Genomic DNA, 18,453 nt, shown 5'->3' with positions numbered 1-18,453 from the left:
CTGGCTTTCGGCGCCTGGCCGGATCTTCCTCGGCCGGCCAGTCGCGAGCCGGACCCCGGGCACGCTGCCATGTCGGCCCCGGGATCCGCCAGGGGGGTGGGTTTTCCGGCCTCTCCGGCGGCTCGCCGGTCACACCAGCCACATGCCGGACGCCGGGGGACGGAGGGGTCCGTCCTCTAGCGTGGGGCCATGCCGCAGCTTCCCGGGACCGATCTCACCGTGAGCGACCTCTGCCTGGGCGGCAACGTGTTCGGGTGGACGGCGGACGCCCCGACGTCCTTCGCGATCCTCGACCGCTTCCTCGACGCCGCGCAGCCGCAGCCGGCGTTCGTCGACACCGCCGAGTCGTACGGCGACGGCACCTCCGAGCGGATCCTGGGCGACTGGATGGCGGCGCGGGGCGCGCGCGACCGGGTGGTGGTGGCCACCAAGGCCTCCCGCGGGCAGAAGGAGCACCCGCTGGCGGCGGCCGAGATCCGGACGGCCGCCGAGCGCTCGCTGCGGAACCTGCAGACCGACCGGATCGACCTCTACTACGCGCACTACGGCGACGAGACGACGCCGCTGGAGGAGACCCTGACGGCGTTCGACGAGCTGGTGCAGGCCGGCAAGGTCCGGTACGTCGCGGCGTCGAACTACTCGCCGGGGCGCCTGACCGAGGCGCGGGAGACGGCGGACCGGCTGGGCGTGCGCGGGTACACGGCGCTGCAGATGCACTACAACCTGATGGAGCGGGCCGCCTTCGAGGGCGAGCTGCGCGACGTCGTCCGGGCGCAGGGGATCGGCACCCTGCCGTACTTCGGCCTGGCCAAGGGCTTCCTCACCGGCAAGTACCGGGCGGGGGAGCAGATCGACTCACCGCGCGCGAAGGGCGCGGCGGCCTACGTGGGCGAGCGCGGGGACCGGGTCCTCGGCGCGCTCGGCGAGGTGGCGAGGGAGCACGGTGTCCCCGTGCCTGCCGTGGCGCTGCGCTGGCTGGCCGACCAGCCGACCGTCGTCGCCCCGATCGCGTCGGGTCGGTCGGTGGAGCAGCTCGCCGAGCTGCTGCCGATGCGCGACCTCGTCCTCACCGACGACCAACGACGGCGACTGGACGAGGCCAGCACGAGGTGAGCACCCCCGGCCCCCTGCAGGGCCCCGCGGCGAGCCGGCGAGTCGTGGGGGGCAGGGGGTCCTCTTTCAGGCGCCGTGGATGTGGCTCCGGACGGACTGGACCAGCTCCGGGGTGATGTCGGTGACGCCGTGGTCGGCGGCCGCGTGGCCGGCGACCTGGCTGAGGATGCCGTCCTCGTCGGCGGAGGTGAAGCGGGCACCGCAGCCGGGGACGACGTCGCCGCAGGCGAAGGTCTTCATGGGGACTCCTTGTCGTGGGTTCATGGCGTGACCGACCGCGGACCGGCCGGGGCAGGGTGGGTCAGCGGCTCGCCCGCGCAGCGGCGGCGAGGTCCTCGATCCGCAGCAGACCGAGGACGTGACCGGTCGGGTCGGTGCACAGGACGGGGTCGAACCGGACGGCGGGCGGGCGGGTGAGCGCCCGCTCGAGCGCCTCGGTGATGTCGGTCGTCGGGTGGACCCGCAGGGACACCGGCGCCGGGTAGCACTCCCCGGTGCGCGGGTCGTGCAGCAGCAGCCCGGTGGGCTCGCCGTGCGGCCCGACCAGGACGACCGGGGGGACGGCGGGCAGCTCGTCGTCGGCGCTGTGCTGGCGGACGGGCCGGACGAGACCGGCCACGCTGTCGGTGAGCCGCGCGCGGGCGACCTGCGCGCGGACCAGCTCGGTGGCCTCGGCGGACAGCGGTGCGAAGCCCGGGGACGGGCGGCCGAGCAGCCAGCCTTGGGCCAGGGGGACGCCGAGCCGCGCGAAGGCGGCCAGCTCGGCCTGCGTCTCGATGCCCTCGGCGAGCAGCCACGCATCGATGCGGCCCGCGAACTCGCCGAGCATCTCGGCCAGGGCCACCCGGACCGGATCGGTGTCGGCGTCGCTGACCAGGGCGCGGTCCAGCTTGACGATCTGCGGGCGCAGCGCGGCCAGCTGCTGGAGGCCGGAGTACCCGCTGCCCGCGTCGTCGAGGGCGATGAGGGCGCCGCGGGCGCGGAGCTCGTCGCACTGACCGCGCAGCGCGGTGAGGTCGTCCACCGGGGTGTGCTCGGTCAGCTCGACGACGACGCGGCGCAGGTCGGGCCGGATGGCGAGGGCGTCCCGCACCGGCGCTGCGCCAAGGATGTGCGGGCTGACGTTGATGGTGAGGAAGGTGTCCGGGGGCAGCGCGTCGACCATGGCCAGCGCCTTGTGGATGGCCAGGGCCTCCAGCTCGGCGGCGACGCCGGCCTCGGCGGCGGCGGCGAACCAGACGTCGGGCCCGGCCGCACCGGGGAAGCGGGCCAGCGCCTCGTACCCAGCGACCGTTCCGGTGGCGACGTCGACGATCGGCTGGAACACCAGCGTCAGGTCGTCGGGGTCGGCGAGCAACGGACGGCAGTCCGGCAGGCCGGCCGTGCGAGTGCCGAGCATGCGTGGGGCATCGGCCCGTCCGGGGCATCTCTTGACCGTGGGGAGGGTGGCTCACCCCCCGCGGGGGGCCCGCGCGCCCGCCCGCCCGTCCGGTGGAGCGTCGGCGGATTCCGGGGGGAACCGTGCAAACATGGTCGCCGCGGCCCGTCCGGGGCCGCGGAACGGTGGGGGGTGGCGCGCGTGTCCGGCTCGCGTCCGGCCCCGGCGGTCGACGACGCCCTGATCGACCCGCTGCGCATCGCCTCGGCCCGCCGCCTGCTCTCCGAGGTGTCCGGTCCGGCCGCGTACGACCGGCTCTCCGGCCTGGCCGCGCGGCTGGTGGGGGCCGGCCACGCCAAGGTCACCCTGTTCACCGACCAGGACACGGTCGTGGGGGGTCACGGGCTCCCGCCGGGCGTGGTGGGCGGGCCGGCGCTGCTCACCGGCGCCCTGTCGGCGATCGTCGTGCGCGGCGGCGCGCTCCTCGCCGTCCCCGACGCGCGGCGGGACCCGCGGACCGCGGAACTGCCGGCCGTGACGTCGGGCCAGGTGGGCGCCTACCTCGGCTCCCCGCTGGTGGCCAGCTCCGGCGACGTGGTCGGGGTGCTGGCGCTCTACGACGCCGGACCGCGCGGCTGGACCGACGACGAGGCAGGCCTGCTGCGGCAGCTGGCCAGCTCGGTCGTCGCCGAGCTGGAGCTGGCGGCGGCCCGGGCCGACGTCACCTGGTCGTCGCGGCGGCTGGGCGTGGCGCTGGAGGCCAGCGCGGTCGGGATGTGGGAGGTGGACCTCCGCGCCGGGTTCATCGACTGGGACGTGCGCAGCGCCGCCATCTTCGGGTACGACGAGGCCACCCGGATGCCGATGGACCGGCTGTTCGCCGAGCACGTGCATCCCGACGACCACGCCCCCGCCCAGCGCATCATGGCGGAGGCCGTCGAGGCGCACGCCCAGTACACGGTGGAACTGCGCGTGCTGCGCCGGGAGGGCGGGGTCCGCTGGATCGTGTGCCGCGGGCGGGTGCTCACCGGCGCCGACGGGGAGCCCGACCGCATCCTCGGCACGGTCCTGGACGTCACCGAGGCCCGCGCGCAGGCCGACGCCCGGCTGGCCGCGATGCAGCGGACGGCGGCGATCACCGCCGTCGCCGCGGAGGTCGCCAACGCCACCGGCATCGGGCAGCTGGCCGACATCACCCTGCGCGGCGCCGAGGTGGTGGGCGCGGTGTCCGGTGGCATCGGCGTCGTCGAGCCCGGTGAGCGGGCGGTGCGGGTGTACGTGGGCCGCCAGGTGCGCGACATGGTGCGCGAGCAGACTGCGGCCGACGTGTCCGACGAGGGGGTGGTGGTCGAGCTCGACGACGCCCTGCCCACCCAGTACACGGCCCGTACGGGCGAGCGCGTGCTGTTCGCCGACGCGGAGGAGGGCGCCGCCCGCTTCCCGGCGATGGCGAGGATCACCGAGGTCCTCGGCTCCCGCGCGATGGCGTCCCTGCCGCTGCTGGTGGAGGGCCGGCTGCTGGGCAGCTTCGTCGTCTACTGGACCACCGACCACGAGTTCGACGACGAGGAGCTCCGCCTGCTCGAGGGGCTCGCCGCGCAGATCGCGCTGAGCATCTCGCGGCTGCAGGCCGACGCGGAGCGGACGGCAGCCGTCGCCGCCACGACCGCCGCCAACCAGCGACTGGAGCTCCTGGCCGAGGCGGGCAGGGTGCTGTCGAGCACCCTGGACATCGACGAGCAGCTCCAGCGGCTCGCCTCCCTCGTCGTCCCGCGGCTGGGTGACTGGTGCTGGATCGTCACCACCGACGACCACGGCCGCCTGCAGGAGTCGGCCAGCGCCCATCGCGACCCCGCGCGCAGGGGCATGGTGGCCGAGTACGTCCAGCACATGGTGCAGACGGTCAGCAGCGAGGGCGCCCCACGCGTGGTCTTCCGCACCGGGCAGCCCCTGGTCATCCCTGACCTGTCGCCCGAGCGCATCGCCCAGTCGCTTCCCGACCCCGACGCGCGTGCCGCGCTGCTGGCCCTGGGGCCGTCGTCCGTGGCGGCGGTGCCGTTGAGCATCCGCGGGCAGACCGTCGGCGTGCTGTGCCTGCTCAACGGCGCGGCGCGGGGGGCGCATCCGCCGGCCGACGTGGAGACCGCCGTCGAGATCGGTCGCCGCGCGGGGATGGCACTGCACCACGCCCGCCTGTACAGCCAGCAGCGCGACCTCGCGGATGCGCTGCAGCGCAGCATGCTCACCGAGCCGCCGCACCTCCCCGACTGCGAGATCGTCGTCCGGTACGTGCCGGCCGCCGAGGGCGCCGAGGTCGGCGGCGACTGGTACGACGCGTTCCAGCAGTCCACCGGGACCACCGTCCTGGCCATCGGCGACGTCGTCGGGCACGACACCCGCGCCGCGGCCGCGATGGGGCAGGTGCGCGGGCTGCTCCGGGGCATCAGCTTCTCCAGCGGCGGGACCCCGGCGGAGGTGCTCACCGAGCTCGACCGTGCGATGGCGGGGCTGGCGCTGGACACGATGGCGACGGCGCTGGTCGCGCACCTGGAGCCTGGGGCCGACGGCGACGCGCTGCTGCGCTGGGCCAACGCGGGCCACCCGCCGCCGGTCCTGGTCGATGCCGGCGGCGCGGTCACCCTCCTCGACGACGAGTCACCCGATCTGCTGCTGGGCGTCCACCCCGGCAGCCCCCGCGGGGACCGCAGCGCCGCGCTCCGGCGGGGGGCGACCCTGCTGCTCTACACCGACGGTCTGGTGGAGCGGCGGGACCGCGACATCGACGCCGGCACCGAGGCGCTGCTCGCGGTGCTGCGCGAGAGCGCCGGCCTGCCGCTCGAGCAGCTCTGCGATCGCGTGCTGGGGCGGATGATCCTGCCGGACGCCGAGGACGACGTCGCCGTCCTCGCGGTCCGGCTGCACCCCACCGGCTGACGAGCTCCTGACGGAGGGCTGGCACGGCCCTGCTGCAGGGGCCCGGTGGGGGGCAGCGCGGTCCTCTTACTGGCCGGGCGGGACGTCCAGATCGGTGGCGGTGCCCTCCGGGGTGTCCTCGCCGTTGATCACCCGCAGCTCGGCGTCGCGGGCGGCCATCGCCTCCTGGCGGTCGGCCTCCTCGTCGAGGATCCGCGCGGCCTTCCAGCGGTCCGGGATGGCGAAGGCGTCCACCAGCGTGATGATGTGCGGCCGCAGCTCCTTGAGCAGCTCGTTCACCGTCGCGGTCAGCGTCTTGGCGCGGGCCGGGGTGAGCTGGCCGTGCTCCAGGAACCAGGCCTTGTCCGCCTCGATGGTCGACAGCGCGTAGAGGTCGCAGACCGTGTCCAGCAGCGTGCGGGCGGCGGGATCGGTGGTGCGGTCGACGCCGGCCACGAACGCCTCGAGCACGATGCGGTCGATGTGCGTCTGCGCCGTCTTGAGCACGTGGTCCTGGACGTCGTTGAACATGTCGAACGGGTCCATGCCCTCGGTGGTCGAGTTGTTCTGCAGCCGGCGGATGGCGCCCTCGAGGGTGTGCTTCTCGCGGAACTCGAGCATCTTCAGCTGCCAGCCGCGCTCGAGCATCGGGACGTCGTCCACACCGGGGACGGCGTCGACGAGGCGGGCGATCAGCCCACGGGCCGCCGTCCGCTCCAGCACCGTCTCGCGCACCAGGTCGGCGACGAAGCTGACCTTGCCCCAGCCCTCCAGCGAGCCGAAGGTGTCGCGGTAGCCGGTGAGCAGGCCCTTGGCGACCAGCTGCAGCAGGACGGTGTTGTCGCCCTCGAACGTGGTGAAGACGTCGGTGTCGGCCTTGAGGTGCGGCAGCCGGTTCTCCTGCAGGTAGCCGGCACCTCCGCAGGCCTCGCGGCACATCTGGATGGTCTTCGTGGCGTGCGCGGTCTGGGCGACCTTGAGCCCGGCGGCGCGGGACTCCAGCTCGCGCTGGGCCTGCTCGTCGATCTCCTGGCCGTGCACGTGCACGGCGGTCTGGACGTCGTGCATCGTCTCGACGAGCTCGCCCTGCGCGAAGTGCAGCGCGTAGGTGGTCGCCAGCGCCGGCAGCAGCTTGCGCTGGTGGACCAGGTAGTCGTTGATCCTGATCTCGCGCTCGTCGCCGGGGGCGGTGAACTGGCGGCGCACGTCGCCGTAGCGGACGGCGATGTCGAGGGCGAGCTTGGTGGCCGAGGCCGCGGACCCGCCGACGCTGACCCGGCCGCGCACCAGGGTGCCGAGGGTGGTGAAGAAGCGGCGGGTCTCGTTCTCGATGCTCGACGTGTAGGTGCCGTCCTCGGCGACCTGGCCGTAGCGGTCCAGCAGCATGTCGCGGGGGACCTGCACGTGGTCGAAGGTCAGCCGGCCGTTGTCGACGCCGGGCAGACCGGCCTTGGGGCCGTCGTCGCCGATGGTGACGCCGGGCATCGGGTTGCCCTCGGCGTCGCGGATCGGCACCAGCCAGGCGTGCACGCCGTGGTTCTTCCCCTGCGTGATCAGCTGGGCGAAGACGACGGCCATCCGGCCGTCCTCGGCCGCGTTGCCGATGTAGTCCTTGCGCGCGGCCTCGTGGGGCGTGTGCAGGTCGAAGCACTGCGTCTCGGGGTCGTAGGTGCAGGTGGTGCGCAGCTGCTGGACGTCGGAGCCGTGGCCGGTCTCGGTCATCGCGAAGCAGCCCGGCAGGTCGAAGCTCATCGCGTCGGCCAGGTACTCGTCGTGCTGCCGCTTGGTCCCGAGCAGCTGCATCGCCCCGCCGAACAGGCCCCACTGGACGCCGGCCTTGACCATGAGCGAGAGGTCGCCGAAGGCCAGCATCTCGATCGAGGTGACCGAGCCGCCCATGTCGTCCTCGCCGCCGTACTGCTTCGGGAAGCCGTAACCGACCCGGCCGGAGTCGGCCAGCTTCTTCGCGGCGCGGGTGACCCGCTCGCGGGCCTCCTGCATGGACTCGCCGTACACCGGGAGGAAGTCGGCGTCGTCCAGGTTCTCGCGGGCGTCGCGCCGGATGTGCGCCCACCGGCCGTCGAGGACCTCGGTGATGCGCGCCGGGTCGACGGTGGCGGTATCGGCCGTGGCTGGCTGCGTGCTGGTCACAGTTCCTCCTCTGTGCGGGCCCGGGGAGACCCTGCTTCGGTGGTCACGACGCCGGAGAGTCCGGCCCAGGCCAGGTCGGTCAGGTGTGCGGCGAGCTCGCTCCGGAGCATGGGTCGCCCGGCGCGCAGCCACCAGTCGGCGGCCGCGCGGACCGTGCCGACCACCCCGTGGCCCCAGGGCAGCGCGGCGTCGGGGGAGCGCCCCGCCTGCTCCAGCGCGTCGGTCAGGATCGCGGCCGCCTGGTCGCCGACGAGGTCGGACAGCGTGCTGATCGGGTCGGCGTCCCCATCAGGGCCGAAATGGCCATGGTGGCCCTGGGGGTGGACGACGAACCGGTAGAGCTCGGGGTCGGCCTCGATGAAGGCGAGGTAGGTCTCGATCGCCGCGGCCAGGGTCGCCCGCGGGGTGTCGCCGCGGTCCATGGCCGCCCGCAGCTCGGCCAGCAGGGAGCCCGCGACCCGGCTGCAGACGGCGACGTAGAGGTCGGTGCGGTCGGTGAAGTGCCGGTAGACGACGGTCTTGCTGGTGCCCGCCTCGGCGGCGATCTCCTCCATGCCGACGCCGGCGCCACGCCTGCCGATGGCGGTGACGGCGGCGTCGACCAGTTGCTCGCGGCGGGCGCGACGGTGCTCGTCCCAGCGCGAGTCGCGCCGGTCGCGTGCCTTCTGCGTCGCGGTGGCGTGCGGCCGCGTGTCCGCCTTTCGTGGCTCCGACTCGCGGTGGAGGCCGTCCTGCGCCACATTTCCTGGGGCGCGGCGGTCGCCGGCAGCCCCGTCGTGCGGCACCCGCAGCTGCGAGGAGCGTCTCACCACCTCGGCTTTCATGTGAACAACGGTACCGCGTACTCTGAGTACCGGCCACGTCAAACCGACCCCGGAGGACCCCATGGCTGACACCTCGAAGCCTGCGACGCGCAAGGCGGCGATCGTCGGCGGGAACCGGATCCCGTTCGCGCGCTCGAACTCCGCCTACTCCCAGGCGTCCAACCAGGACATGCTCACCGCGACCCTCGACGGGCTCGTCGCCCGCTTCGGGCTGCAGGGCGAGCAGGTGGGTGAGGTCGTCGCCGGCGCCGTCCTCAAGCACGCGCGCGACTTCAACCTGACCCGGGAGTCGGTGCTGGGCTCGACGCTGTCGGCCACCACCCCGGCCTACGACGTCCAGCAGGCCTGCGGCACGGGCCTCGAGGCGGCGGTCCTCGTCGCCAACAAGATCGCGCTGGGTCAGATCGAGTCCGGCATCGCCGGCGGCGTCGACACCACGTCGGATGCACCGCTCGCGGTCGGCGACGACCTGCGCCGGGTGCTCATCCAGCTCAACAACGCCCGCACGCTGCAGGACCGGCTCAAGGCGCTCTCGAAGATCCGCCCCGGTCAGCTCGTGCCGGACATGCCCCGCAACGCCGAGCCGCGCACCGGCCTGGCGATGGGCGATCACGCCGCGATCACCGCCAAGGAGTGGCAGATCGGGCGCGAGGAGCAGGACGAGCTCACCGTCCGCTCGCACCAGAACATGGCCGCCGCCTACGAGCGGGGCTTCTTCGACGACCTGGTGACGCCGTACCTCGGCCTGGCCCGCGACAACAACCTGCGGCCCGACTCCAGCGTCGAGAAGCTGGCCAAGCTCAAGCCGGTCTTCGGCAAGGGTGACCCCGAGGCCACGATGACCGCGGCCAACTCGACCCCTCTCACCGACGGCGCCTCCGCGGTGCTGCTGGCGTCGGACGAGTGGGCGGCGGCCAAGGGCCTGCCGGTGCTCGCGCACCTGGTGGACGCGCAGACCGCTGCCGTCGACTACGTGCACGGTGGCGAGGGCCTGCTCATGGCGCCGGTCTACGCGATGCCGGTGATGCTCGCCCGCAACGGCCTGACCCTGCAGGACTTCGACTTCTACGAGATCCACGAGGCGTTCGCGTCGACGGTGCTCTCCACCATGAAGGCCTGGGAGGACCCGGAGTTCTGCAAGGGCAAGCTCGGCCTGGACGCCCCGCTGGGCTCGATCGACCGGTCGAAGCTGAACGTCAACGGCTCGTCGCTCGCCGCGGGGCACCCGTTCGCCGCGACCGGCGGCCGGATCGTCGCCCAGCTCGCGAAGACGCTGCACGAGGCGGGCCCGGGCAAGCGCGGCCTGATCTCCATCTGCGCCGCCGGCGGCCAGGGCGTCGTCGCCATCCTCGAGTCCTGACGCCCCGGGGGACTTTCGGTACCGAAAGTCCCCCGGCCGCAGGCCGCTCCCCGGACTTTCGGTACCGAAAGTTCCTCTCGGAAGGACCCTTCGTGGCTGACTGGTACAGCAACTTCGCCAACTCCGGCTTCGGCACCACCGTCACCAAGCAGCTCGGGCTGCCCCGGCCCGGCATGCTGCGCCGCTACGAGCCCGGCGGCCCGGTGCTCGAGGGCCCGGCGGTCGTCGGCTCGGCCGGCCAGGGCCGGCTGCGCGACACCCTCACCGCCGTCCTGAAGGACGCCGGCGTCCCCGTCCTCTCCCCGGTCGCCGCCGACGGCTCGACCGACGGCGAGAAGCTCGGCGCGGTGATCCTGGACGCCACCGGCGTGACCGGCCCGGGCGACCTCGCCGCGGCGCACGACTTCCTCGCACCGGCGATCAAGCGGCTGCGCGCCAACGGCCGCGTGGTCATCCTGGCCGACCCGCCGGCCGACGCCGACTCCCCGGCGCAGGCCGCCGCCCGGCAGGCCGTCGACGGGCTCACCCGCTCGATCGGCAAGGAGCTGCGCGACGGGTCGACGGCGAACGCCATCTACGTGCCCGAGGGCGCCGAGGCGGGCGTCGCCTCGCCGCTGATCTTCTTCCTCTCCGGTCGCTCGGCCTACGTCGACGGGCAGGGCGTGACCCTGTCGGCCGCCGACGTGCCCGCCACCCAGGACGACGAGAAGCCGCTGGCCGGCAAGGTCGTCGTCGTCACCGGCGCGGCCCGCGGCATCGGCGCCTCGATCGCGCAGGTCATCGCCCGGGACGGCGCCCACGTGGTGGCGGTCGACATCCCCGCGGCCGGAGACAGCCTCGCCAAGGTCGCCAACGAGATCGGCGGGACGGCGCTGCAGCTCGACATCACCGCCGACGACGCCCCGCAGCGGCTGGTCGAGCACCTGAAGGAGCGGCACGGCGGCGTGGACGTCATCGTCCACAACGCCGGGATCACCCGCGACAAGCTGCTGGTCAACATGGACGCCGCCCGCTGGAACTCCGTCATGGCGGTGAACCTGCAGGCGCAGCTGGAGATCACCCAGGCGCTGCTGGACGGCGACGTGCTGAACCCCGGCGCCCGCGTCGTCTGCGTCTCCTCGCAGTCGGGCATCGCCGGCAACCGCGGCCAGACCAACTACGCGGCGTCCAAGGCCGGTGTCATCGGCATGGTGCGCGCGTGGGCGCCCACCTTCGCCGAGCGTGGCGCGACGATCAACGCCGTCGCGCCGGGCTTCATCGTCACCGAGATGACGGCGAAGATGCCCTTCGGCACCCGGGAGGTCGGCTCGCGGCTGAACTCGCTGCAGCAGGGCGGCCTGCCCGTCGACGTCGCCGAGACGATCGCCTGGCTCGCGCAGCCGACCAGCGCCGGCGTCAACGGCCAGACCGTGCGGGTGTGCGGCCAGTCGCTGCTGGGGGCCTGATGGGGGTCCCACGGGCGGAGGTCAGAGTCCTCGACGCCGCGCCGAACCTGGGCGCGCTCTACGCCAAGGCCGCGCTCACCGGGCGCGGGCGGGGCGGCGACCTGCCCGACACGCGCCTCGCCCGCAACGGTGTCGGCGTGGATCTCGACCACCTCGCCGCCTACGCGCGGGTGTGCGGGATGCCGCTGGGCGACGTCCTGCCGGCCACGTACCCGCACATGCTCGCGTTCCCGCTGCAGATGGCGCTCATGACCGACCGTGCCTTCCCGCTGGCGATGGTCGGGCTGGTGCACGTGCGCAACCGCATCGAGGTGCTCCGGGCGATCCGGGCCGACGAGGCGCTCGACCTCGAGGTGTGGGCCGAGCGGTTCGCCACCCACCGCAGCGGCGCGACGGTCGACCTGTGCGCGACCGCCACGGCAGGAGGCGAGGAGGTCTGGCGCTCCCGGTCGACGTACCTGTCGCGCGGGGCGAAGGCGCCCGCCGGGGCACCCGAGGCCGACGTCGCCGTCGAGGTGGGCCCGCTGGAGCGCACTGCCGCAACCTGGCGGGTGCCCGACGACGCCGGACGTCGCTATGCCAAGGTCTCCGGTGACGTCAACCCGATCCACCTGTCCGGGCTGACGGCGAAGGCCCTCGGCTTCAAGCGGGCGATCGCGCACGGCATGTGGGTGAAGGCCCGGGTGCTGGGCGCGCTGGCCGGCCGGCTGCCCGAGGCGGTCGACGTCGACGTGGCCTTCAAGAAGCCGTTGTTCCTGCCCTCGACGGTCACCCTCTCCACCGCGGAGGTGGCGGAAGGCTGGGACGTCGCGGTCCGGAACGCGAAGAGCGGCAGCGATCACCTGGTCGGGACGATCCGCACGGTGTGAGGAAGAAGGACCCCGTCCGCCCCACCCCGCTGGCTCGGGGCGGGCCCCCGGACGGGGCCGACAGACATGCAGGACTGAAGAGAGGCGTCAACTGATGGCCGTGTCGTTCGGGCTCACCGAGGACCAGATCGAGCTGCAGAAGTGGGTGCACCAGTTCGCCGAGGACGTCATCCGTCCCGCGGCCCACGAGTGGGACGAGCGGGAGGAGACCCCCTGGGAGATCCTCCAGGAGGCCGCGAAGGTCGGTCTCTACTCGATCGACTTCTTCGCCACGCAGTCCTTCGAGGAGTCCGGACTCGGGCTGCCGATCGCCCTGGAGGAGCTCTTCTGGGGTGACGCCGGCATCGGCCTGGCGATCGTCGGCACCGCCCTCGCCGCGGCGGGAGTGAGCTCGAACGGCACACCCGAGCAGGTCGGCCAGTGGGTGCCGCAGATGTTCGGCACCGAGGCCGAGCCCAAGGTCGCCGCGTTCTGCTCCTCGGAACCCGACGCCGGCTCCGACGTCGGCGCCATGCGCACCCGGGCGGTCTACGACGAGAAGACCGACGAGTGGGTGCTCAACGGCACCAAGACCTGGGCGACCAACGGCGGCATCGCCGACATCCACGTCGTCACCGCCGTCGTCGACCCGGAGCTGAAGGCCCGCGGGCACGCCAGTTTCATCGTCCCGCCTCAGACGAAGGGCCTCTCGCAGGGGCAGAAGTTCCTCAAGCACGGCATCCGGGCCTCCCACACCGCCGAGGTCGTCCTCGAGGACTGCCGCATCCCCGGCGACTGCCTGCTCGGGGGACGGGAGAAGCTCGAGGAGCGGCTCGCCCGCGCCCGTGAAGGGGTGAAGACCGGCCGCACCCAGCCGTCGATGGCGACCTTCGAGCGCACCCGGCCCGCCGTGGGCGCCCAGGCCGTCGGTGTCGCGCGCGCGGCCTACGAGTACGCGCTGGAGTACGCCAAGCAGCGCGAGCAGTTCGGCCGGGCGATCATCGAGAACCAGTCGATCGCCTTCATGCTCGCCGACATGAAGACCTCCATCGACGCAGCGCGGCTGCTGGTCTGGCGGGCCGCGTGGATGGCGCAGAACGGCCAGCAGTTCACCGCGGCCGAGGGCTCGATGTCCAAGCTCGTCGCGGGTGAGACGGCGGTCCGCGTCACCGAGCAGGCCATGCAGATCCTCGGCGGCAACGGCTACACGCGCGACTACCCGGTCGAGCGGATGGCCCGCGACGCCAAGATCTACACCATCTTCGAGGGCACCTCGGAGATCCAGCGGCTGGTCATCGCGCGGACCATCTCCGGCGTCCACATCCGCTGACGCCTCGCACCCCCCACGACGGCCGTCGTCCCCGCCCCGGGACGGCGGCCGTCGTCGTCCTGGGCGCGTGGGAACAGCATCCGACAAGGGGAGGGGCGCTGGTTCGTCGCTCTTTCGGCTTCAGGCCCGCACCGCCGTGACCTGGGCGTTCGCGCGTTGGTGACGATCTGGTTGCGCTGTGCAACACAAGTGACCGACGGCATGGCGCGGCGCGGATCGGCGCCTCGGTCGTGGTCCGGTGTCGCGTCCGGATTCCCGGGCGACCGTCCCGGCGTTCCGGGATCCATGGAGGAGTCGACGTGCAGCTCACGTCATCACCCCGTCGTGCGCTCGGCGTCCTCGCCGCCGGCACGATCGGACTGTCCACCGCCCTGCTGGGCGTCACCGGAGTGGCCCAGGCCGCCCCCGGCGTGGCCGCGCCCACGATCGTCGCCGTCGAGGGCACCGACGGCGGCCTCCGGGTCTTCTTCGACGCCGACTACACCGGTGCCGACCCGGCGAGCTGGGAGTACTCGCTCGACGGAGGGGACCACACCTCCCCGGCCCTGCTCGACGTGGACGACCAGAGCGGTTTCGACGGCGTCTTCGAGATCGACGGGCTCCAGAACGGCGTGGAGTACCCGGTCACCGTCCGCGGGCTGGACTCGGAGCAGACGGCCGGCGACTGGTCGGCGGCGAAGACGGGCACCCCCTTCGTGCGCCCCGGCACGCCCGGCGTCCCGACGGTGCAGCTCGGGAACGGGACCGCGACCATCACGTGGACCGCGGCCACGGTGCCCGGCACCCACGGCGTGGCGGGCTACGTCGTGAACGCGGGCATCAACGTCGGCGAGCTGGGCGGGATGGCGCAGCAGTGCCGCACCACGACTGCCCTCACCTGCACGGTCCCGGCGATCCCGGGCTACGACTACCTGTTCCTCGTCTCGGCCGTCGACACCAAGGGCAACATCGGCCCGGAGGCCGTCGCCACGGCGCGGACCGGCGTGATCCCGGCTGTCACCACCCCCGCGGAGGTCCCGGCCAAGAACGGCGACCTGGCGATGACCGGTGCGGCTGCCGGCGCCGTCGCCCCCGGCGCGAAGATCACCGTCACCGGTGACGGCTACGCGCCCGGCTCGACCGTCAGCGTCATCGTCTACTCCACGCCCCAGGTGCTGACGACGGCCGTCGCGGACGTCGACGGGAAGTTCTCCGTCGAGGTGACGATTCCCGCCGGGCTGGCCAAGGGCACCCACACGCTGGTCGCCTCCGGCGTCGACGCCAACGGCGTGCTCCGCTACGTGACGCTGCCGATCACGGTGTCCGATGCGGGCGTCGCGACGGTCACGGCCGGGGCAACGCTCGCGGCCACGGGTGCCGACGTCGCCGTCCCGGTCATCGGTGGCATCGCCGCCCTCGGCCTGGGCGCCGGTCTGATCGTGGTGGCCCGCCGCCGCGCCGCAGCCTGACCGATCCCCCTCCCGGACCCGGGACCCGAGCCCTCCGGCTCGGGTCCCGGGTCTGCGGTCCACCAGGACCTCCAGCACCGGAACGGACCGGCAGATGACGCACACCGAGCCCATCGAGCGGGTGGATGCCCCGTACCCCCGGGTCGTCGCCCGGGAGCGGCGACCGCGCTGGCCGGGGATCGCCCGGGCCGCCGGCGAGCTCCTCGTGACGGCAGGGCTGGTCGTCCTGCTGTTCGTGGTCTACGAACTGCTCGTGACCGACGTGATCGCCGACCGCCAGCAGGACCGGCTCAGCCAGGAGCTGTACGAGCAGTGGGACCGCGCGGGCGTCGAGCCGGCGGAGCTCACCCGGGTCGAGATCGGCGACGCCTTCGGGGTGCTCCGCATCCCGCGGCTGGGTGAGGACTACGCCCGGGTGATCCTGGAGGGCACGAGCGAGAGGGTGCTCGCGCAGGGCCCCGGCCACTACGCCGGAACGGCGATGCCCGGCGAGCAGGGCAACGTCTCGCTCGCCGGCCACCGGGTGGGCAAGGGATCGCCCTTCCTGGAGCTCGACCTCATGGAGGCGGGCGACCCGATCGTGGTCGAGACCGTGGACAGCTGGTTCGTCTACCGGGTGCTCGGCGACGTCGCGACCGGCGACCTGGAGGCCGACCCCAGCGGCATCCCCGGGCGGCGGATCGTCCGGCCGACCGACGTCGAGGTCATCTCGCCCACCCCGGACGCGCCGGAGACCGCCCCCGCGACCGGCGCCTACCTGACGCTGACCACCTGCCATCCGGAGTACTCCGCGCGGCAGCGGCTGGTCGTCCACGCCCAGCTCGACGGGCCGCCGCTGAGCAAGGCGCAGTGGCCCGACGGGCCGGCCGCCCTCTACGAGCGCTGAACGGGAGACGAGATGTACGGCTGGATCTGGCGGCACCTGCCCGGTGGAACGGCGCTGAAGACGGCGCAGGCGCTGGTGCTCGTCGCCGTCGTCGTGGCGCTGCTGCTGTTCGTCGTCTTCCCGTGGGTCGAGCCGCGGCTGCCGTTCAACGAGGTGACGGTCGACTGAGGCGGTCCGCCCCGGAGCCAGGTTGCGATGCGGCAACGATGCCGCTGAACGCCCGGCTCGGGTGGCCGACCTGCGCGTACGGGTGAAAGGTCGGGGGTGGACGACGAACCTCGATGCTCCGGAGGACTCCGTGCGCGCCACTCGACTTCTCGCTCTCGCCGCCAGCGGCGCCCTCGTTCTCACCGCCTGCGGCGGCGGTGACTCGGTCGACACCGGCGGGGGAGGAGGGGGTGACGATCCGCTCGTCGCCGCGGTCAGCGCCCAGCCCGACCAGCTCGACCCGCACGTGACCACCGCGTACGCGAGCTTCCAGGTGCTGGAGAACGTCTACGACACCCTCGTCGTCCCGGATCCCGAGGACCTGACGATGGGGCCGAGCCTGGCGACGGAGTGGGAGACCAGCGACGACGGGCTGGAGTGGCGGTTCACGCTGCGCGACGACGTCACCTTCCACGACGGCAGCGAGTTCGACTCCGCCGACGTCGTCTACTCCTACAACCGGATCATCGACGAGGAGCTGAGCAACTCCTTCCGGTTCCAGAACGTCGAGTCGGTGGAGGCCGACGGCGCGGAGACCGTCGTCATCACGCTCTCGCAGCCGACGCCGAACCTGCTGGAGCGGATCGGCTCGTTCAAGGGGATGGCGATCCTCCCGGAGAACGCCGCCGAGGACCTGAACCTGGAGACCGAGGCCAACGGCACCGGCCCCTTCATGCTGGACAGCTCCGACGCCAGCAGCACCGTGCTCACCGCGTACGAGGACTACTGGGGCGGGGAACCGAGCGTCAGCGGGGTCGAGTTCCGCTACATCACCGAGCCGGCGGCGGCGCTGACCGCGCTGCAGAGCGGTGAGGTGCACTGGACCGACAACGTGCCGCCCCAGCAGATCGAGTCGCTCGGCGACGACGACTCGGTGGAGCTGCAGACCACTCCCAGCGTCGACTACTGGTACATGTCGATGAACTACGAGCGCCCGCCGTTCGACAACCGCGACGTGCGGCGCGCGATCTCCTTCGCGATCGACCGCGAGGCGGTGGCCGAGGCGGCCTGGTTCGGCGCGGCCGAGCCCAACCAGACGGCGATCCCCGAGGACAGCTTCTTCTACCTCGACTACGCCCCGTTCGAGCGCGACGTCGAGCAGGCCCGGCAGCTGCTCGAGCAGGCGGGCGTGTCGACGCCGCTGACGATGGGGCTGATGGTCACCGACGAGTACCCCGAGACGGTCACCGCCGCGCAGGTCATCGCCAGCCAGCTCGACGAGATCGGCATCGACGTGCAGATCGAGACGCTGGACTTCGCCACGTGGCTCGACCGCCAGGGCGAGGGCGACTACGACGCGTTCTACCTGGGCTGGCTCGGCAACCTGGATCCGGCCGCCTACTACGAGGAGCAGCACCAGACCGACGGCCCGAACAACTACCAGGGCTACAGCAACCCGGAGGTCGACGCGCTGCTGCAGGAAGCGGCGAGCGAGACCGATGACGACGCCCGCAAGGAGCTCTACGACGAGGCCGCGACGATCATCGTCGACGACGTCTCCTACCTGTACCTGTACAACCCGGACGTCGTGCAGGCCTGGGCGCCGGACCTGTCCGGCTACCAGATCCGCGCGGACAAGGCGATCAACTTCGAGAACGTGGAGCTGCCCTGACCGGGTACGTCCTCCGCCGCACCGGTCAGTCGGTGGTGGTGCTGGCGGGGGTCAGCGTCATCGTCTTCGCCCTGGTGCATCTCGTACCGGGTGATCCGGTGCGGCTGGCGCTCGGCACCCGGTTCTCGCAGGAGACCTACGACACGCTGCGGGAGCGGTCCGGCCTGGACCTGCCGCTGGCGCAGCAGTTCGTCACCTGGCTGGGCGGGGCGGTCACCGGCGACCTGGGGGTCAGCTTCCGCAGCGGTGAGACGGTGACGGCGCTGATCGCCGAGCGGCTGCCCGCCACCCTCACGCTGGCCTTCGCCTCGATCCTCGTGGCGCTGGTGATCGCGATCCCGCTGGGCACGATCTCGGCGCTGCGGCCGCGGTCGATCGTCGACCGGTTCGCCACGGTGATCAGCCAGTTCGGCATCTCGGTGCCGGACTTCTGGATGGCGATCGTGCTCATCCTCGTCTTCGCCGGGACGCTGGGCTGGCTACCGACGGGCGGCTACGTGCCGTTGAGCGAGGACCCGGTCGGCTGGCTGGAGCGGCTGATCATGCCGGCGGTGGTCACCGGCACGGTGTCCGGTGCGGTCATCACCCGGTTCGTGCGGTCCAGCGTCCTGGAGGCGATCGGGGCGGACCACGTGCGGACGGCGCAGGCCAAGGGGCTGCCGCAGCGGCAGGTGTTCACCTGGCACGTGCTGCGCAACGCGCTGCTCCCGCTGGTCACGGTCACCGGCGTGCAGCTGGCCTACCTGCTGTCCGGCGTCGTCGTCGTGGAGATCGTCTTCGCCTGGCCGGGGCTGGGCCAGCTGGCGCTGCAGTCGGTCCAGGCCCGCGACTACCCGGTGCTGCAGGGGGCGATCCTGCTGTTCGCCGTCGTCTTCCTGGTCATCAACCTGATCGTCGACCTGCTCTACACGGCCATCGACCCACGGATCCGGCGATGA

At 72.9% G+C, this 18,453-nt stretch carries 15 protein-coding genes; 11 read left to right on the top strand and 4 right to left on the bottom strand.

The window, feature by feature from the left end; genetic code table 11:
* The first annotated feature begins 189 nt into the window (after positions 1-189).
* Entirely contained in the window at positions 190-1,113 is a 924-nt protein-coding gene (locus BN344_RS08020) for an aldo/keto reductase (RefSeq protein WP_040337627.1), read from the top strand.
* Between the two features lie 66 nt (positions 1,114-1,179).
* Here the strand turns inward: BN344_RS08020 and BN344_RS19510 are convergent, their stop codons facing one another.
* Both BN344_RS19510 and BN344_RS08015 read right to left on the bottom strand, forming a co-directional pair.
* Positions 1,180-1,353: a DUF1059 domain-containing protein gene (locus tag BN344_RS19510; protein WP_081788434.1), complete on the bottom strand. Its 174-nt coding sequence runs from the start codon at positions 1,351-1,353 to the stop codon at positions 1,180-1,182.
* A gap of 61 nt (positions 1,354-1,414) precedes the next feature.
* Positions 1,415-2,512 (bottom strand): EAL domain-containing protein, encoded by a 1,098-nt coding sequence (locus BN344_RS08015; protein ID WP_040337626.1) that lies wholly within the window; start codon positions 2,510-2,512, stop codon positions 1,415-1,417.
* Between the two features lie 180 nt (positions 2,513-2,692).
* Here BN344_RS08015 and BN344_RS08010 point away from each other — a divergent pair, with 180 nt between their 5' ends.
* The gene (locus tag BN344_RS08010; RefSeq protein WP_040338149.1) at positions 2,693-5,425 is read left to right on the top strand and encodes a SpoIIE family protein phosphatase; all 2,733 of its coding nucleotides are present in this window, start codon (positions 2,693-2,695) and stop codon (positions 5,423-5,425) included.
* A 66-nt stretch (positions 5,426-5,491) separates the two neighbouring features.
* Here the strand turns inward: BN344_RS08010 and BN344_RS08005 are convergent, their stop codons facing one another.
* The gene (locus BN344_RS08005; protein ID WP_051515637.1) at positions 5,492-7,555 is read right to left on the bottom strand and encodes an acyl-CoA dehydrogenase family protein; all 2,064 of its coding nucleotides are present in this window, start codon (positions 7,553-7,555) and stop codon (positions 5,492-5,494) included.
* Positions 7,552-8,379 (bottom strand): TetR family transcriptional regulator, encoded by an 828-nt coding sequence (locus BN344_RS08000; protein ID WP_081788433.1) that lies wholly within the window; start codon positions 8,377-8,379, stop codon positions 7,552-7,554. The genes BN344_RS08005 and BN344_RS08000 overlap by 4 nt, the downstream gene beginning before the upstream one ends.
* 61 nt (positions 8,380-8,440) lie before the next feature.
* Here BN344_RS08000 and BN344_RS07995 point away from each other — a divergent pair, with 61 nt between their 5' ends.
* The 9 genes from BN344_RS07995 (at position 8,441) to BN344_RS07960 (ending at position 18,453) form a co-directional block, all read left to right on the top strand.
* On the top strand, positions 8,441-9,739 hold the full coding sequence (locus BN344_RS07995; protein ID WP_040337625.1) for an acetyl-CoA C-acetyltransferase: 1,299 nt from the start codon (positions 8,441-8,443) through the stop codon (positions 9,737-9,739).
* Positions 9,740-9,831: 92 nt separating this feature from the next.
* A complete protein-coding gene (locus BN344_RS07990) occupies positions 9,832-11,184 on the top strand; it encodes a 3-oxoacyl-ACP reductase (protein WP_040337624.1) in 1,353 nt (450 codons plus the stop codon).
* On the top strand, positions 11,184-12,053 hold the full coding sequence (locus BN344_RS07985) for a MaoC family dehydratase (protein ID WP_040337623.1): 870 nt from the start codon (positions 11,184-11,186) through the stop codon (positions 12,051-12,053). Before BN344_RS07990 ends, BN344_RS07985 begins: the two co-directional genes overlap by 1 nt.
* A gap of 94 nt (positions 12,054-12,147) precedes the next feature.
* A complete protein-coding gene (locus BN344_RS07980; protein WP_040337622.1) occupies positions 12,148-13,362 on the top strand; it encodes an acyl-CoA dehydrogenase family protein in 1,215 nt (404 codons plus the stop codon).
* A gap of 299 nt (positions 13,363-13,661) precedes the next feature.
* Positions 13,662-14,810: a hypothetical protein gene (locus tag BN344_RS07975; protein ID WP_040337621.1), complete on the top strand. Its 1,149-nt coding sequence runs from the start codon at positions 13,662-13,664 to the stop codon at positions 14,808-14,810.
* Positions 14,811-14,904: 94 nt separating this feature from the next.
* A complete protein-coding gene (locus BN344_RS07970; RefSeq protein WP_081788432.1) occupies positions 14,905-15,696 on the top strand; it encodes a class E sortase in 792 nt (263 codons plus the stop codon).
* A gap of 12 nt (positions 15,697-15,708) precedes the next feature.
* Positions 15,709-15,864, top strand: a complete 156-nt coding sequence (locus tag BN344_RS20215) for a hypothetical protein (protein WP_166518204.1) — start codon at positions 15,709-15,711, stop codon at positions 15,862-15,864.
* Positions 15,865-15,994: 130 nt separating this feature from the next.
* A complete protein-coding gene (locus BN344_RS07965; RefSeq protein WP_040337620.1) occupies positions 15,995-17,515 on the top strand; it encodes an ABC transporter substrate-binding protein in 1,521 nt (506 codons plus the stop codon).
* Complete coding sequence (locus BN344_RS07960; RefSeq protein ID WP_040337619.1) at positions 17,512-18,453, top strand: ABC transporter permease; 942 nt, start codon at positions 17,512-17,514, stop codon at positions 18,451-18,453. Before BN344_RS07965 ends, BN344_RS07960 begins: the two co-directional genes overlap by 4 nt.

It is taken from the genome of Candidatus Blastococcus massiliensis AP3 (assembly GCF_000582785.1).
Classification (GTDB): domain Bacteria; phylum Actinomycetota; class Actinomycetes; order Mycobacteriales; family Geodermatophilaceae; genus Blastococcus; species Blastococcus massiliensis.
Note: the sequence above shows the minus strand (reverse complement) of the source record. Positions and strands in the feature narration are given on the sequence as shown.

Excerpts from the sequence above, each read along its gene's own strand:
- BN344_RS20215 (WP_166518204.1), top strand. The coding sequence starts at position 15,709 with ATGTACGGCTGGATCTGGCGGCACCTGCCCGGTGGAACGGCGCTGAAG.
- BN344_RS07980 (WP_040337622.1), top strand. The coding sequence starts at position 12,148 with ATGGCCGTGTCGTTCGGGCTCACCGAGGACCAGATCGAGCTGCAGAAG.
- BN344_RS07995 (WP_040337625.1), top strand. The coding sequence starts at position 8,441 with ATGGCTGACACCTCGAAGCCTGCGACGCGCAAGGCGGCGATCGTCGGC.
- BN344_RS07970 (WP_081788432.1), top strand. The coding sequence starts at position 14,905 with ATGACGCACACCGAGCCCATCGAGCGGGTGGATGCCCCGTACCCCCGG.
- BN344_RS08000 (WP_081788433.1), bottom strand. The coding sequence starts at position 8,379 with ATGAAAGCCGAGGTGGTGAGACGCTCCTCGCAGCTGCGGGTGCCGCAC.
- BN344_RS08015 (WP_040337626.1), bottom strand. The coding sequence starts at position 2,512 with ATGCTCGGCACTCGCACGGCCGGCCTGCCGGACTGCCGTCCGTTGCTC.
- BN344_RS08020 (WP_040337627.1), top strand. The coding sequence starts at position 190 with ATGCCGCAGCTTCCCGGGACCGATCTCACCGTGAGCGACCTCTGCCTG.
- BN344_RS07985 (WP_040337623.1), top strand. The coding sequence starts at position 11,184 with ATGGGGGTCCCACGGGCGGAGGTCAGAGTCCTCGACGCCGCGCCGAAC.
- BN344_RS19510 (WP_081788434.1), bottom strand. The coding sequence starts at position 1,353 with ATGAAGACCTTCGCCTGCGGCGACGTCGTCCCCGGCTGCGGTGCCCGC.